The sequence below is a fragment of the Sphingomonas lycopersici genome (assembly GCF_026130605.1).
GTDB classification, from domain to species: Bacteria; Pseudomonadota; Alphaproteobacteria; order Sphingomonadales; family Sphingomonadaceae; genus Sphingomonas; species Sphingomonas lycopersici.
In genome coordinates, this window is sequence record NZ_JANFAU010000007.1 from 190,986 (window position 1) to 205,323 (window position 14,338).

At 68.9% G+C, this 14,338-nt stretch carries 19 protein-coding genes; 13 read left to right on the forward strand and 6 right to left on the reverse strand.

Features of this window, described 5'->3' with window-relative positions; genetic code table 11:
* Nucleotides 1-17 precede the first annotated feature (17 nt).
* From NED98_RS15355 to NED98_RS15370, 4 genes are all read right to left on the reverse strand, one after another.
* Complete coding sequence (locus tag NED98_RS15355) at nt 18-833, reverse strand: TIGR02186 family protein (protein WP_265268756.1); 816 nt, start codon at nt 831-833, stop codon at nt 18-20.
* A 64-nt stretch (nt 834-897) separates the two neighbouring features.
* Complete coding sequence (locus NED98_RS15360; protein ID WP_179513088.1) at nt 898-1,812, reverse strand: sulfite exporter TauE/SafE family protein; 915 nt, start codon at nt 1,810-1,812, stop codon at nt 898-900.
* Nucleotides 1,813-1,872: 60 nt separating this feature from the next.
* Nucleotides 1,873-2,442, reverse strand: a complete 570-nt coding sequence (locus NED98_RS15365; RefSeq protein WP_265313565.1) for a hypothetical protein — start codon at nt 2,440-2,442, stop codon at nt 1,873-1,875.
* A 473-nt stretch (nt 2,443-2,915) separates the two neighbouring features.
* Nucleotides 2,916-4,286 (reverse strand): glycosyl transferase family protein, encoded by a 1,371-nt coding sequence (locus tag NED98_RS15370; RefSeq protein ID WP_265313566.1) that lies wholly within the window; start codon nt 4,284-4,286, stop codon nt 2,916-2,918.
* Nucleotides 4,287-4,433: 147 nt separating this feature from the next.
* Between NED98_RS15370 and gluQRS the strand changes: the two genes are divergently transcribed.
* From gluQRS to NED98_RS15430, 12 genes are all read left to right on the forward strand, one after another.
* Complete coding sequence (gluQRS, locus tag NED98_RS15375) at nt 4,434-5,276, forward strand: tRNA glutamyl-Q(34) synthetase GluQRS (RefSeq protein ID WP_265313567.1); 843 nt, start codon at nt 4,434-4,436, stop codon at nt 5,274-5,276.
* 10 nt (nt 5,277-5,286) lie between these two features.
* A complete protein-coding gene (locus NED98_RS15380; protein ID WP_179513091.1) occupies nt 5,287-5,523 on the forward strand; it encodes a twin transmembrane helix small protein in 237 nt (78 codons plus the stop codon).
* 139 nt (nt 5,524-5,662) lie between these two features.
* Entirely contained in the window at nt 5,663-6,232 is a 570-nt protein-coding gene (locus NED98_RS15385) for a cob(I)yrinic acid a,c-diamide adenosyltransferase (protein WP_265313568.1), read from the forward strand.
* Nucleotides 6,233-6,254: 22 nt separating this feature from the next.
* Nucleotides 6,255-6,797 (forward strand): DUF1993 domain-containing protein, encoded by a 543-nt coding sequence (locus NED98_RS15390; RefSeq protein ID WP_265313569.1) that lies wholly within the window; start codon nt 6,255-6,257, stop codon nt 6,795-6,797.
* 110 nt (nt 6,798-6,907) lie between these two features.
* On the forward strand, nt 6,908-7,807 hold the full coding sequence (locus tag NED98_RS15395) for a heme o synthase (protein WP_265313570.1): 900 nt from the start codon (nt 6,908-6,910) through the stop codon (nt 7,805-7,807).
* Nucleotides 7,804-7,956, forward strand: coding sequence for a cytochrome c oxidase system small membrane protein (locus tag NED98_RS15400; protein ID WP_265313571.1), 153 nt, complete (start codon nt 7,804-7,806; stop codon nt 7,954-7,956). Before NED98_RS15395 ends, NED98_RS15400 begins: the two co-directional genes overlap by 4 nt.
* On the forward strand, nt 7,953-8,492 hold the full coding sequence (locus NED98_RS15405) for a cytochrome c oxidase assembly protein (protein WP_179513096.1): 540 nt from the start codon (nt 7,953-7,955) through the stop codon (nt 8,490-8,492). Before NED98_RS15400 ends, NED98_RS15405 begins: the two co-directional genes overlap by 4 nt.
* A gap of 33 nt (nt 8,493-8,525) precedes the next feature.
* Nucleotides 8,526-9,452: a cytochrome c oxidase subunit 3 gene (locus NED98_RS15410; RefSeq protein WP_265313572.1), complete on the forward strand. Its 927-nt coding sequence runs from the start codon at nt 8,526-8,528 to the stop codon at nt 9,450-9,452.
* Nucleotides 9,453-9,543: 91 nt separating this feature from the next.
* Nucleotides 9,544-9,897, forward strand: coding sequence for a DUF983 domain-containing protein (locus NED98_RS15415; RefSeq protein WP_265268842.1), 354 nt, complete (start codon nt 9,544-9,546; stop codon nt 9,895-9,897).
* Nucleotides 9,894-10,511, forward strand: coding sequence for an SURF1 family cytochrome oxidase biogenesis protein (locus tag NED98_RS15420; RefSeq protein WP_265313573.1), 618 nt, complete (start codon nt 9,894-9,896; stop codon nt 10,509-10,511). The genes NED98_RS15415 and NED98_RS15420 overlap by 4 nt, the downstream gene beginning before the upstream one ends.
* Before the next feature lie 11 nt (nt 10,512-10,522).
* Nucleotides 10,523-11,917, forward strand: a complete 1,395-nt coding sequence (gene thrC / locus NED98_RS15425; RefSeq protein ID WP_179513100.1) for a threonine synthase — start codon at nt 10,523-10,525, stop codon at nt 11,915-11,917.
* Between the two features lie 4 nt (nt 11,918-11,921).
* Nucleotides 11,922-12,794, forward strand: a complete 873-nt coding sequence (locus tag NED98_RS15430) for a class I SAM-dependent methyltransferase (RefSeq protein ID WP_265313574.1) — start codon at nt 11,922-11,924, stop codon at nt 12,792-12,794.
* 106 nt (nt 12,795-12,900) lie between these two features.
* Here the strand turns inward: NED98_RS15430 and NED98_RS15435 are convergent, their stop codons facing one another.
* Nucleotides 12,901-13,347, reverse strand: a complete 447-nt coding sequence (locus NED98_RS15435) for an NUDIX hydrolase (RefSeq protein WP_179513102.1) — start codon at nt 13,345-13,347, stop codon at nt 12,901-12,903.
* On the reverse strand, nt 13,344-13,634 hold the full coding sequence (locus NED98_RS15440) for a BolA family protein (protein WP_265313575.1): 291 nt from the start codon (nt 13,632-13,634) through the stop codon (nt 13,344-13,346). The genes NED98_RS15435 and NED98_RS15440 overlap by 4 nt, the downstream gene beginning before the upstream one ends.
* Before the next feature lie 43 nt (nt 13,635-13,677).
* On the opposite strand from NED98_RS15440, the gene NED98_RS15445 reads away from it, so the two are divergent.
* Nucleotides 13,678-14,277 (forward strand): J domain-containing protein, encoded by a 600-nt coding sequence (locus tag NED98_RS15445; RefSeq protein WP_265313576.1) that lies wholly within the window; start codon nt 13,678-13,680, stop codon nt 14,275-14,277.
* Nucleotides 14,278-14,338: the final 61 nt, after the last annotated feature.

A 14,338-nucleotide genomic window follows, 5' to 3' on the forward strand; every position in this document is an offset into this window, starting at 1 on the left:
GTTTGTTGGCGAAGCTATCAGATCCGCCGTGCGATTTGCCCCGCGCCCCAACCGAGCAATACCGACAGCGCAACCGCGGTGAGCCCGTAGAGGAACGACGAGCGCTGCGCGGCGCGCGCGACGAAGCGCTCGAACCCCGATTTGCGCACATCGATATCGCGCACCGCGGCGCCGAGCACCTTGCCGTCGCGGATCAGGAAGGTCTCCGCGGTGAAGCGCCCGACGGGCACGCGCGCCGGGATGTTGACGCGTGCGCGATAGAGCACGCCGTCGGTGATCTCCACCGCGTGCGGCGCCTCGTAATAGAGCCCGCTGCGCGCGCGCAGGTCGACCAGCCCGCGGGTGAAGCGGTCCTGCACATTGGCCGGGGCGGAGGAGGCGGGGGAAAGCTGGAGGCTGTCGAGCCCCAGCTCGTAGATCGCGCGGGTGCGATCGTCGACCAGCTGGCGGATCGGGCGCGACGAGGCGATCGCGTAGAAGCTCGGCGCGGAGCGATAGCCGAGCCGCTCGGCATTGACCCAGATCCCGGCGATCTTCTCCTTCTCGCGGATCGTGATCGACTGGACCGGCCCCTTGACCACCACCACGACGTCGATCGGGTGGCGCGCATCGGCGCGCGGCTCGCCCGGCGGGAGCAGGATCGCGCCGAATAGCAAGAGCTCGGCGCCGGTGAAGCTATAGGCGATCTCGATCTCGCGCTGCGACACGTCGGGCACCAGCACCGGCTTGCTGCCGGGATTGCTCGCGGCGATCGCCAACGGTGCCGCAAAGGCAACGGCAATGCGCCAGCGCTTCGTTGCGGTACCGGCCCGCTCCCCCACCCGGCCTCCCATCAGGATATGCTCATGGGAGATCGGGTGGGGGAGCGGGCCGGTACCGCCTTGTCGAAACGGACTCTCATGAAAGCTCAACGGTGTAGATTTCGTCGGGGCGCCAGCCGAGACCGAGACCGATCCTTATCGCGACGAGCAGCACCATGATCGCCAGCGCGAGGCGGAGATATTCGGGCCTCGCCTTGGCCGCGAAGCGCGCGCCGATCTGCGCCCCGGCGACCGAGCCGAGCAGCAGCAGCCCGGCGAGCACGATATCCACCGCCTTGGTGGTGGTGGCGTGGACCATCGTCGCGGCCGCGGTGACGAACAGGATCTGGAACAGGGAAGTGCCGACCACCACCTGCGTCGCCATGCCGAGGAGGTAGATCATCGCCGGCACCAGCACGAACCCGCCGCCGATCCCGAGCAGGATCGTCAGCACCCCGGTCGCGACCCCGAGCAGCAGCGGCGCGAGCGGCGAGATATAGAGGCCCGAGCGATAGAAACGCATGCGGAACGGCAGGCTGGCGACGAGCGGATGATGCCGCCGACGGCGCGGCGGGGCGGGGATCGCGCCGCGGGTGACGCGGATCGCCTCAATCGATTCCTTGAGCATCAGCCCGCCGATCGAGCCGAGCAGCAGGACATAGGTGACCGCGATCGTCGTATCGATCTGCCCCAGCGCCTGGAGCAAACGGAACAGCCACGCCCCGAGGAACGACCCGATGATCCCCCCCGCGACGAGCACCCCGCCCATCTTCACGTCGACCCCGTCGCGTCGGAAATAGGCGAAGACGCCCGACACGCTGGCGCCGGTCACCTGGCTCGCCGCGCTGGCGGCGGCGACGGTCGGCGGGATACCGTAGACGATCAGCAAGGGCGTGGTGAGGAAGCCGCCGCCGACCCCGAACATGCCGGAGAGCAGCCCGACGCCGGCGCCGAGCGCGACGATGACGAGCGCGTTCACCGACAGATTGGCGATCGGCAGATAGAGGTCCATGCCGCCAGCGGTAGGCGTTTCGCGCTCGCGACGAAAGACGCATGCGCGGTAAATTGCGCGTTAGAAATCCGCGCCGAGCGACAGCGCGACGCCGGCGCCGGGGCGCGCCGCACCCGCGATGCGCTGGCGCCATTCGAGCGTGATGCGCAGCGGGCGCGGGGTGGGGAGGATCACGCCGGCCGCCGGGCCGATATCGAGCCGCGCCGCCCCACGCTGCGCGCCGCCCCACAGCCCGGCGCCGAGCTCGACCCGCGCGCCGCCGACGCGGGCGACGGGGCGCATCGCGCGGGCTGCGGCGTCGACGAAGCCTTCGCCGCCGCCGCGCGCGATCACGCCGGCCTGCCCATAGCCTTCGAGCGCGAAGCCGGCGGCGAGCCGCGTCTGGGGTAGCCCGGCGATCACCCCGATCGTCGTGCCGTCGCGCGCGTTGGCGATCGCGATGCGCTGTTCGGCGAAGAGGTGGATCGGGTGCCGCGTCGGCCGCCAGTCGAGGCCGATCGCGGCTTCGCTTTGCCTCATCGTCAGCGCGGTGGAGACGCGCGCCGCGATCGCGACGCGGCGTGCCTCGCCCAGCGTATAAGTCACCCGCGCGCCGGCCTGGCTTCCGCCGAGCTGTGGCGCGAACGGCACCGCCGCACCGCCCCCGCCCCGCGCGATCAGCCACGCGCTCCCGCCCCAGCGCGAGGAGCGGTGCGAGGCGACGGATTTCGGCGGCGCCGCCGATGCGACGAGAGGGCGTGATTCGGTGTGGCGCGGTGAGTCGCTAAAAGCCGGCGTGTCCGGGGTAACTGCAAATCTCGTCTCCGGCTGCTTGGCGACGGATGTGCTTCCGTCCACGCGGCTCGGCTTTCTCTCCTCGTTATGCTTCCCCGTCATGCCGGGCTCGACCCGGCGTTCAGAGCGGCAAGCGACAGCGTCCGAGGCTCTGGATGCCGGGTCAAGCCCGGTATGACGATCAGTCTCGGGCCGGGCGGGGGAAGGAACATCTCGCGCCGGCGCCCGGCGGTCCGGTTGTCCTTCAACAGGCCACAGCATGAAGACGCGCATCGCGATCCACCCGCCGACGACGATGACGATGAAGCGCAGCGGCCGGCTGGCGCGGATCATCCGATGTCCGTCGGAAAGGCGTGCGCGGTCTTGTCCCATTGCGGCGTGCGCCCGGCGAGGATCGCGGCATAGCGTGCCGCGGCCCGGCGCGCGGCGAGCAAGGCGATGATATTGCCGACGATCATCCGCGGCGGCGACCATAATGCCTCGCGCCAGCCATAGGCCGCGGCGGTAAAACCGGCACGGACCGCCGCGCGCCACGCCAGCAGCGCGGCATTGGCGAGCAGCAGCAGCGCCGTCGTCGGCCCCGGCGGTGTCACCGCACTGCCGAGGATCAGATGCCCGGCCGCCGACCCCGCCCAGCCGACGATCGCGACATAGCCGGTCGCGAGCGTGATCACCGCCAGCGGCGCGCGGCGATCGTGCAGTCGCATCCAATGATCGCCGATGTCGCGCAGCCGCCCCCAGCCGAGCCGGTCCCAGCCGGCGAGCGCGATCCCGGTCATCCACCGCGCCTTCTGCCGCACCGCCTCGGCGATGGTGGCGGGGAAATATTCGCGCACCGCGATCAGCGTGCCGCCGCGCGTTTCGCGGACCCGCGCGAAATGCGCCGCCGCGCCGACCGAGGCGAGGCGCAGGCCGAGTTCGTAATCCTCGGTCAGGCTCGTCGGGTCGAACGGCGCGTGGTGATCCGCCGCGACCCGCGCCAGCGCCTCGACCCGGATCGCGCATCCCACGCCGGCGAGCGGTACCGCGGCGCGAAGCAAGGTGCGCACCGGCAGTTGCTTGCTGTGCGCCTCGGCGAATTCGTCGAGATAATGGCCCGAAACCAGCCGCGAGTCGCGCCGCGCCAGCGGCAGCACGGGAATCTGCACCACGGCATGCCGATCGAGCAGCGCGTCGAAGATGCGCAGTTCCGCCGGATGCACCACATCCTCGGCATCGTGGAGCACGATCGCGTCGCTGCGCCGGCGGTCGCGTGCGTCGGCGGCGGCGACCGCGCGCCACAGCGTGTTGAGGCAATCGGCCTTGGTGGTCGGCCCGTGGCGCCGGCCGATCGTCAGCCGGACGCGGCGGTCGTGCGCGGCGATATCGGTGACCACCGCGATCGTCGCGCGATCATTGGGATAGCAGCCGACGATGATGATGAAATCGGGATGATCGAGCCGCGCCAGCGTGGTGCGCAGCATCGCGCCGATCACCGCGCTTTCGTCCCACGCGGGGACGAGGATCGCGAAGCGCCGCGGCCGGGCCGGCGGGGAGAGATCGGCGAGGGTCACGCCGTCGCCGCGCTGCCGCAGCCGGCGGGTGAGCCAGATGACGTCGACCAGCAAATCGTCGATCCCGCCGATCAGAAAGCCGATCGCGGCGAACAACGTCGCCTCGCGCGTCGCCGCACCGAGCCATTCGAGCAGAATGCGTCCCAAGCCTTCCCTCCCCGATCCTGTGCGCCGAATCGGGGGGTGGCGTCGGTCATGGCTAGGACGGATCGGCGCGCGGCAGAACCCGGTTTTTTCACCGACCCGCCGCCGCCATGCCGGCGGATTATTGCCCGCTGCTCGCGCCTGCCCCACATGGCGCGGGTGACCGTCACCCGTTTCGCCCCTTCGCCGACCGGGCGGCTGCATCTCGGCCATGCGTGGTCGGCGATCCTGTCGCATGATTTCGCGCGATCGCGCGGCGGGCAATTCATCGTGCGGATCGAGGATATCGACGGCACGCGCAGCCGCCCCGAGCATGTCGCGACGATCCTCGAGGATCTCGAATGGCTCGGGCTCGAATGGGACGGGGAAATTATGTTCCAGTCGCGCCGGCTCGATCATTATGCCGCCGCGCTCGACCGGCTGCGCGCGATGGGGCTGCTCTATCGCTGTTTCTGCACCCGCGCCGAGATCGCCGCCGCCAGCCTCGCCGCGCCGCACGGCGCCGAGCCGGTCTATCCCGGCACCTGCCGCGGGATCGACGCGGCCGGGCGAATCGATGAGCCGCATTGCTGGCGGATCGACATGGCGAAGGCGGCGGCACTCGCCGGACCGCTCGTCTGGACCGATCACGGCGTCGAGGTCGCCGCCGATCCGCTTGCCGCCGGGGATGTCGTGCTCGCGCGCAAGGATGCGCCGGCGAGCTATCATCTCGCGGTGACGATCGACGATGCCGCGCAGGGCGTCACCGATGTGGTGCGCGGGCGCGATCTGTTCGCCGCGACGCACGTCCACCGGCTGCTCCAGGCGCTGCTCGGGCTGCCGGTGCCGGCTTATCATCATCACGATCTGCTCATCGGGGCGGACGGCGAGCGGCTCGCCAAGCGGCATGACAGCCCGACGCTCGCGGCGATGCGCGCAGCGGGCGAGGACGGGCGCGCGGTGGCGGCGATGTTAAGGGCCGGGCGGCTTCCCAATATCGGTGCAAGCGCGTAGGGGGACGGGCATGAAGATCTTCCTCGTCATCCTGCTGGTGGCAGCGATGATCGCCACGGTGGTCGCGCTGGTGCGCGGCATCGTCACCTTCCTGCAGGGCGCGAGCGCCGAGGCGCGCGGCGAGACCCGCGACGGGCCGAGCGAGAGCCAGCTCAAGTCGAATCGCATGATGCAGCAGCGCATCCTGTTTCAGGCGCTGGCGATCCTGATCTGCGTCGTGCTGCTGTTCGCGATGGGGCGGACGTAAACCCAGATCCAATGTGTCCCCGCGAAGGCGGGGATCCAGGGCCAAAAGCGTCAACGTCGGTGACCGGGGGCGCTGGCCCTCCCGCCTTTGTGGGGACACGTGCCTTCTTCCGCCACGCCCCGCCCGCTAGGATCGAAAAATGGTCAAGCTCAACAAGATCTACACCCGCACCGGGGACGACGGGACGACCGGGCTGGTCGACGGCAGCCGCGTGTCGAAGACCGATGCGCGGATGCAGGCGATCGGCGATGTCGACGAAACCAATTCGGCGATCGGGGTGGCGATCGCGGCGCTCGACGATGCCGAGCTCGGCGCAGCGCTGGCGCGGATCCAGAACGATCTGTTCGATCTCGGCGCCGATCTCGCCACGCCGGGGGAGGATTTCACCCCGACCGAGATGACCCTGCGCATCATCCCCGCGCAGGTGGCGCGGCTCGAGGCGGAGATCGACGCGATGAACGCGGGGGTGCCGCCGCTGCGGAGCTTCATTCTGCCGGGCGGCGCGGCGGCCTCGCTCCACCTCGCCCGCGCGATCGCGCGGCGGGCGGAGCGCTCGGCGGTGGCGACAGCGCAGGGCGGCGCCGGCGGGGTCAACCCGCAGGCGTTGATCTATCTCAATCGCCTGTCGGATTTCCTGTTCGTCGCTTGTCGGCTGGTCAATCTGCGTGCCGGCGGCGATGTCTTGTGGGTGCCCGGCGGGGCACGCTGACCACCGGTTGGGAGCAACGAACATGCTGACGTCCTTTATCGTGCCGGCTTATGCGCAGATGCTGCGGGCGCTTTCCGGCTGGCTCGACAAGGCCGAGGCGCAGAAGCCCGGCGCGGCGGCCGAGGCGTTGCTCGCCGCGCGGCTGGCGCCCGACATGTTTCCGCTCGCGGTGCAGATACGGTTCGTTTGCGTCCAGGCGCAGGAGCCGATCTTCCGGTTGCGCGGCGAGCCGGTCCCGGCGACGCTCGACGCGCGCGATGCCGAGGCTTTTCCCGGCACGATCGCCGAGGCCAAGGCGCAGATCGCCGCGGCGATCGCGGCGCTCGACGCGGTGCCCGCAGACGCGCTGGACGGCGCCGCGCAGCAGCCGCTGGCGCTCGCAATGCCCAACGGCATGGCGTTCGATCTGACCGGCGCGGATTATGCGCGCGACTGGTCGGTCCCCCAATTCTATTTCCACCTGATGACCGCCTACGCCATTTTGCGGAACAACGGCGTCGATCTCGGCAAGCCCGATTATGTGCCGCATATGCGCAGCTATGTGCGGCAAAGCGTGCCGGCATAGCGGGGGCGTAAACGCCCGGCGGTGATGCCAGGCGGCCACCGCGCGTTTCGGGCGCAACCCACCCCTTTCCCCGGCCGACGCGACGGGCTATGGCGCGACGCGAGCCGGCCATGAGCACTGCATCCCCTCTTCTGCCGCCAGCCCACTGGCGCGATTTCCTGGCGCTGACCAAGCCCCGGGTGATGACGCTCGTCGTGTTCACCGGATTGTGCGGGATGCTCGCCGCGCCGGGGCATATCAACCCGGTGCTGGGGTTCACCGCGATCCTGTGCATCGCGCTCGGCGCGGGTGCGGCGGGGGCGCTCAACCAATGGTATGAGGCTGATATCGACGCGGTGATGCGACGCACCGCCGAACGCCCGCTCCCCGCGGGGCGGATGGAGCGGCAGGCGGCGCTGCATTTCGGCGTCGGGCTCGCCGCCTTCTCGGTGATCCTGATGGGGCTGGCGCTCAATCTCGCGGCGGCGGCGATCCTGGCGATCTCGATCCTGTTCTATGTCCTCGTCTACACCGTGTGGCTCAAGCCGCGCACCCCGCAGAATATCGTCATTGGCGGCGCCGCCGGGGCGTTTCCGCCGCTGATCGGCTGGGCCGCCGCGACCGGGCAGGTCGCGCTGCTGCCCTTGCTGCTGTTCATGCTGGTGTTCCTGTGGACCCCGCCGCATTTCTGGGCGCTCGCGCTGTTCGTTAAGACCGATTACGCCAATGCCGGCATCCCGATGCTGCCGGTGGTCGCGGGCGAGCGCACCACGCGCCACCAGATCGGGCTCTATACGATCCCGATGGCGGCGGCGGCGGTGCTGCCCTGGCCGCTCGGGCTGACCGGCACGATCTATGGCGTGGTGTCGCTGGTGACGACGGCGTGGTTCGCATTGCTCGCGCTGCGCGTCGCGACCCGCACGAGCCAGCCAGACGATGCGATGAAGCCCGAAAAGGCGTTGTTCAAATATTCGATCCTCTACCTGTTCGTCGTGTTCGGCGCGCTGGTGATCGACCGGTGGGTGGCATGAAGCGAGACGATAACAAGCAGGGGGAAAACCTGATCCGCCAGCGGCAGAAGGGCCGCGCGATCGTGATGGCGGTGCTGCTGGGCGCCTTCGTGCTGCTCGTGTTCGCGATCACCATCGTCAAGATCAAGGCGGGGATCGCCGCGCGATGAAGGTCACCCGCACCACGCGCACGGCGCTGTTCGCGGTGCTCGGTATCTGCTTCATGACCGGGCTCGCCTTCGCCAGCGTGCCGCTTTACCGATTGTTCTGCCAGGCGACCGGGCTCAACGGCACCACCAATCGCGGGACGGCGGCGCCCGGCGGGGTGCATCATGCGATCCGCATCAATTTCGACGCCAATACCAGCCCGAAGCTGCCGTGGCGCTTCACGCCGGAAAAGGAGGACGAGACGGTCGACGTCGGCGCGCGCGACATGGCCTTCTTCACCGCCACCAACCGCGCCGCCGTGCCGGTCACCGGCACCGCGACCTATAATGTCACCCCGGCGCAGGCGGGCAAATATTTCACCAAGATCCAGTGCTTCTGCTTCACCCAGCAGACGCTGAAGCCGGGCGAGACGGTGCGTATGCCGGTGATCTTCTTCGTCGATCCGAAGATCCTCGACGATCCCGATACCAAGGATGTCGAGACGATCACGCTGAGCTACACATTTTACCCGGTGGATTCCGACAAGCCCACGAGCTAGAGCAAAGCCAATTTAGGAACAGGGAAGCGACGAATGGCCGGCGCCAAGAACCACGATTATCATATCCTGCCCCCCGATCCGTGGCCGTTGATCGGATCGTTCTCGGCGCTCGCGATGGCGGCCGGCGGCATCATGTGGATGCACGGCGGGCATGTCGGCAAGCCGAACGGTGGCGGCTTCCTGTTCTTCGCCGGGCTCGTGGCGGTGCTGTTCACGATGTTCTGCTGGTGGCGCAACGTGATCAAGGAAGCGCATGCCGGCGATCACACCCCGGTGGTGCAGCTCCATTTCCGCTACGGGATGATCCTGTTCATCGCCTCGGAGGTGATGTTCTTCGTCGGCTGGTTCTGGGCCTATTTCGATTTCGCGCTCTTCCCGGCGGCGATCAGCTTCGTCAACGGGCAGGTCGAACATGCGGTCGAGGGCGGCGCGGCGATCGCGGCGCAATGGCCGCCCAAGGGGCTCGAGGTGATCGACGCCTTCGAATTCCCGCTGCTCAACACCCTCATCCTGCTCACCAGCGGCACCACGGTGACCTGGGCGCACCACGCGCTGATCCACAATCAGCGCGGCGGCGAGAAGACCGGGCTGTGGGGGCTGATCGGCGTCGGCAACCGCGACAGCGTGCTCAAGGGGCTGTGGCTGACGATCGTGCTCGGCATGATCTTCACCTCGATCCAGGTCTATGAATACATTCATGCGCCTTTCCCCTTCAAGGGGCTGAACTATGGCGCGGCCTTCTTCATGGCGACCGGTTTCCACGGTTTCCACGTGATCATCGGCACGATCTTCCTGATCGTCTGCCTGATCCGCGCCTATAAGGGCGATTTCACCCCGCGGCAGCATTTCGGCTTCGAAGCGGCGGCGTGGTACTGGCATTTCGTCGACGTGGTGTGGCTGTTCCTGTTCGTCGCCATCTATGTGTGGGGCGGCTGGGGCGCGCCGGTCCACGGTGGCTGAGCCGGATCGGGGTTCGGGCCGGGCGGACACGTCCGCCGGCCCCGACGCCCCGACCGATAAGGTTGCGACGGGCGCGGGGGCCGAAGCCGGCCTGCCGCGCCCGCTCGATTGTGGGCTCAAGGGATTGTGCCCGCGCTGCGGCGCGAAAACCCTGTTCGCCGGCTGGACGCGATTCGCCGAGCGCTGCCACGCCTGCGGGCTCGATTATGCCGCGTTCAACGTCGGCGACGGGCCGGCGGCATTCCTCACCCTGATCCTCGGCGCGCTGGTGGTGGTCGGCGCGGTGACGCTGGAGCTGACGCTCGGCCCGCCGCTCTGGGTGCAATTGCTGATCTGGGCGCCGGTGACGCTCGCCGGGGTGGTGCTGAGCCTCAGGCTCGCCAAGGGCTGGCTGATCGCGCTCGAATATCGCAACGCCGCGCGCGAAGGCCGGTTGAAGCAATGAAGCGCTGGCCGGTCGTCCCGACGATCGTCGTCGCGCTCGCGGTGGCGGCGATGATCGCGCTCGGGCTATGGCAATTGCTGATCCGGCTGCCTGAAAAAGAGGCGCAGCTCGCGCAGCTTGCCGCCAATCCGACGCGGCCGGCGATCACCTTCCCGCGCTTTCCCGATGATTCGCTGCTGTTCCGCCGCACGAGCGGTTTCTGTCTGTCGGTCGCGTCGATCGAACGCGCGGGGGCGGGCAATGCCGGCTATCGCCTGATCGCCAATTGCCGCACCGGGGCGGAAGGGCCGGGGATGAAGGTCCAGCTCGGCACCAGCCACGATCCCGATGCCAAAGTGCAATGGACCGGAGGCAGGGTTTCGGGCTGGATCAGCCACGCCCCCGATTCGCGCCCGCTGATCGCCGGGCTGTTCAACCATGTCCCGCGCGAATTGGTGCTCGTCGCCGATACGCCCGCGCCGGGGCTCGCGGCGAACAGCCGGCCCGACATCGGCATCGTCCCCAACAATCACTTCGCTTATGCGATGCAATGGTTCTTCTTCGCCGCGGTCGCGGCGGTGATCTATGTCCTCGCGGTTCGGCGAAGGATTGCCCGCGCGGGCGAGGGGCGTTAGGCGCGCGCTTCATGCGCTATATCTCCACCCGCGGCGCCGCGCCCGCGCTCGATTTCCGCGACGTGACGCTCGCCGGCCTCGCGGCCGACGGCGGCCTTTACGTTCCCGAGACCTGGCCGAGCTTCTCGCGCGACGAGATCGCCGCGCTCGCCGGGCTGAGCTATGTCGATACCGCGGTCGCGGTGATGACCCCGTTCGTCGGCGACAGCCTGACGCCGGACGAGCTCAAGGCCTTGTGCACCGCCGCTTACGGCCGGTTCGCGCATGCCGCGGTGACGCCGTTGGTCCAGCTCGATCACGATCAGTGGCTGCTCGAACTGTTCCACGGCCCGACGCTCGCGTTCAAGGATGTCGCGCTGCAATTGCTCGGATTGCTGTTCGAGAAATTTCTCTCCGGGTCCGACAAGCATGTCACGATCGTCGGCGCGACCTCGGGCGATACCGGGTCGGCGGCGATCGATGCGGTCGCCGGGCGCGCCGGGATCGATATCTTCATGCTCCACCCCGAAGGGCGGGTGAGCGACGTCCAGCGCCGCCAGATGACCACGGTCGGCGCGCCCAACGTCCATAACATCGCGATCCGCGGCGATTTCGATCAGGCGCAAGCGCTGGTCAAGGCGATGTTCAACGACCCTGCCTTCGCCGGGCGCTTCAACCTCTCCGCGGTCAATTCGATCAACTGGGCGCGGCTGATGGCGCAGGTGGTCTATTATTTCTACGCCGCGGTGCGGCTCGGCGCGCCGGGCCGCGCGGTGGCGTTCAGCGTGCCGACCGGCAATTTCGGCGACGTCTTCGCGGGCTATGTCGCGGCGAAGATGGGGCTGCCGGTCGCCAAATTGGTCGTCGCGACCAACGTCAACGATATCCTCCACCGCGCGCTTTCCAGCGGCGATTATTCGACCGGCACCGTCGTCCCCACCCCGACGCCGTCGATGGATATCCAGGTCTCGTCCAATTTCGAGCGATTGCTGTTCGATCTCGGCGGGCGCGACGGCGCCGCGCTGGCGGCGCAGATGCACGGCTTCGAGCGCGCGCGGGCGATGCAGCTCAGCAACGCGCAACGCGAGGGCGCGGCGGGGCTGTTCGCCAGCGAGCGGGTCGATGTCGACGATATGGCGCTGGCGATGCGTTGGGCGAGCGAGCATGCTGGGCAGGTGATCGATCCGCACAGCGCGATCGGCCTGTGCGCCGCGCGGCGCCAGGCCGATCATGTCCCGATGGTCACGCTGGCGACCGCGCATCCCGCCAAGTTCCGCGACGCCGTGGAGCGCGCGACTGGCGTGCGCCCGGCGCTCCCCGCGCGGGTCGGCGATCTGTTCGAGCGCGAGGAGCGCTACGTCACGCTCGATGCGACCTTCGCCGCGGTGAGCGACTATATCGCCGGGCTGGCGACCCCGCGCGGGTGACGGCGTGAAGCTCGATACGCTGATCGGAGAGCCCTGGGCCGATTACGGGCTGGTCGATTCGGGCAATGGCCGCAAGCTCGAGCGCTACGGCCGCTTCCGCTTCATCCGCCCCGAGCCGCAGGCATTATGGGCGCCGGCGACGGCGGACTGGCGCGCGCACGGCGAATTCGTCCCCGGCAGCGACGAGGACGGCGGCGGCCAGTGGCGCTTCGCCGAGCCGGTGCCGCATGACGGCTGGCCGCTAAGCTGGCAGCAGGTGCGCTTCACCGCGCAAACCACCCCGTTCCGCCACCTCGGCTTCTTCCCCGATATGGCCCCGGTATGGGGCTGGATGCGCGAGCAGCTCGCCGGGGCGAAGGACCCGGAGTGCCTTAACCTGTTCGGCTACACCGGCGTCGGCACTTTGGCCCTGTCCTCGATCGGCGCGCGGATGGTGCATGTCGATGCCTCGAAGAAATCGGTCGAGGCGGCGCGCGGCAATGCGATGCTGTCGGGATTGGCCGATGCGCCGGTGCGCTGGATCGTCGACGATGCGGCGAAGTTCGTCGCGCGCGAGGTGCGGCGCGGGCGGCGCTATGACGGCATCCTGCTCGATCCGCCCAAATATGGCCGCGGCCCGGCGGGCGAGGTGTGGCGGCTGGAAGAGCAGCTTCCCGGGCTGATCGCCGATTGCCGGCAGTTGCTCGATGCCGATTCGCGCTATCTGTTCCTCACGGTTTACGCGGTGCGCATGTCGGCGCTGGCGATCGGCGAGATGCTGCGCCAGGCGTTCGTCGACCTGCCCGGGGTGGTCGAGGCGGGCGAGCTCGGCGTGCGCGAGGAAGCGCGGGGGCTCACCTTGCCGACCGCGATCTGGGCACGCTGGTCGCGGGGGTAGAGTCCCTCGTCATTCCCGCGCAGGCGGGAATCCACTCTGGCTGGCGGTGCGGCTCTTTCCCCGACCTGCGCGAATGGATCCCCGCCTTCGCGGGGATGACGGGGGTTTACGAGGTGACCGGATCGGTCGCGTCGAGCATCGCGACCAGATCCTCGGGATATATTTTCTCCGGCCAGCCGGCGATTTCGTCGCGCGCGAACCAGCGCCACTCGGTCATCACCCGGCGTTCGAGCGCGGTGTGGCGCGACGAATCGACCTCGGCACCGGCGATATCGATGCGGAACCAGCGTTCGTCCGCCACCACCTCGACCCGCTCGATCGTGAGGAATTCGACGGTGCGTTGCGCGACTTCGGGCCCCGGATCGCGATCGATCCCGGTTTCCTCAAGCAATTCGCGGCGCGCCGCCGCGGCATAGCTTTCGCCGGGATCGACCGCCCCGCCGGGCGTGCACCAGAAGGGCGGGCGCTCGTCGCCGGTGTCGAATCGGAACAGCAAGGCGCGCCCTGCGGCATCGACCAGCAGTATGCGCGCGGCGGGGCGCTGTGCCCTCACGCCGGCTCGCCGGGCGCCGTGGCGCGGATCGCAAGCGCGTGGATCTTCTCGCGCAGCAATTCGTCAAGCGCGCGATTGACCAGCCGCTGCCGCTCGACCCGCGACTTGCCCGCGAAAGCGGCGCTTTCCACCACGACGCGGAAGTGGCTTTCGCCTGATCCGTCATCGCCGAGATGCCCGCGATGCTGCGCGCTCTCGTTGATCACCTCGAGCCGCGTCGGGCTGAGCGTTTCGGTCAGGCGAGTGGTGATTTCCCGTTCGACGGAGCCGGTGGCGATCTGGTTCATCGCGCCTATATAACGGGCTTTTGCCGGAAAGGTGGTGGAAAGGGTGGAGCGAAAGGATCGGCCGAACACGCGCTTCCACGGGCGTATTGCCGGCGACCGCCCGTGCGCGGCGCCGGGCTGCGGCGAGGCGGGAGAATTTCGCGCGCCGCCGCTCGAGGGGCCAGGCGACCGCGGCGAGGGGCCGCCGGCGTTTCGCTGGTTCTGCCTCGATCACGTCCGCGCGTTCAACGCGGGCTATAATTATTTCGACGGGATGACCGCCGACGAAATCCACGCCGCGCAGCGCCCGACCGCGGGGTGGGAACGCGAATCGCGACCCTTTGCGCGTGGCGGCACCGATCCGGGGCCGCGCTGGGCCGATTTCGCCGACCCGCTCGATGCGATCGGTGCGCGTTATGCGCGCGCGCCGGGGGCGGCGTCGGAGCGCAAGGACGGCAAGCCCTTGTCGGGGCAGGATCGCGCCAGCCTCAAGGTGCTGGGGCTGGAGCCGGATGCCGATCGCTCGGCGTTGCGGCGGCGCTATTCGGAGCTGGTGCGCCGCTATCACCCCGATCGCAACGGCGGCGACCGCAGCCACGAAGGCACGCTGGCGAAGGTGATCGCGGCCTATCAGCAGCTGCGCCTCGCGCCGGCGTTTGCCTGAGTGGATCCTTCCCGTCACCTGGCCTGAGCCGGGGTGACGGGGCTAGGGTAACATCTTGCGA

What these genes read in the sequence shown, in the direction of transcription:
- NED98_RS15410 (WP_265313572.1), top strand. Translation starts at nt 8,526, where the DNA reads ATGGCCGGCGCCAAGAACCACGATTATCATATCCTGCCCCCCGATCCG.
- NED98_RS15395 (WP_265313570.1), top strand. Translation starts at nt 6,908, where the DNA reads ATGAGCACTGCATCCCCTCTTCTGCCGCCAGCCCACTGGCGCGATTTC.
- NED98_RS15385 (WP_265313568.1), top strand. Translation starts at nt 5,663, where the DNA reads ATGGTCAAGCTCAACAAGATCTACACCCGCACCGGGGACGACGGGACG.
- NED98_RS15420 (WP_265313573.1), top strand. Translation starts at nt 9,894, where the DNA reads ATGAAGCGCTGGCCGGTCGTCCCGACGATCGTCGTCGCGCTCGCGGTG.
- thrC (WP_179513100.1), top strand. Translation starts at nt 10,523, where the DNA reads ATGCGCTATATCTCCACCCGCGGCGCCGCGCCCGCGCTCGATTTCCGC.
- NED98_RS15405 (WP_179513096.1), top strand. Translation starts at nt 7,953, where the DNA reads ATGAAGGTCACCCGCACCACGCGCACGGCGCTGTTCGCGGTGCTCGGT.
- gluQRS (WP_265313567.1), top strand. Translation starts at nt 4,434, where the DNA reads ATGGCGCGGGTGACCGTCACCCGTTTCGCCCCTTCGCCGACCGGGCGG.
- NED98_RS15390 (WP_265313569.1), top strand. Translation starts at nt 6,255, where the DNA reads ATGCTGACGTCCTTTATCGTGCCGGCTTATGCGCAGATGCTGCGGGCG.
- NED98_RS15380 (WP_179513091.1), top strand. Translation starts at nt 5,287, where the DNA reads ATGAAGATCTTCCTCGTCATCCTGCTGGTGGCAGCGATGATCGCCACG.
- NED98_RS15440 (WP_265313575.1), bottom strand. Translation starts at nt 13,634, where the DNA reads ATGAACCAGATCGCCACCGGCTCCGTCGAACGGGAAATCACCACTCGC.
- NED98_RS15355 (WP_265268756.1), bottom strand. Translation starts at nt 833, where the DNA reads ATGGGAGGCCGGGTGGGGGAGCGGGCCGGTACCGCAACGAAGCGCTGG.
- NED98_RS15400 (WP_265313571.1), top strand. Translation starts at nt 7,804, where the DNA reads ATGAAGCGAGACGATAACAAGCAGGGGGAAAACCTGATCCGCCAGCGG.
- NED98_RS15360 (WP_179513088.1), bottom strand. Translation starts at nt 1,812, where the DNA reads ATGGACCTCTATCTGCCGATCGCCAATCTGTCGGTGAACGCGCTCGTC.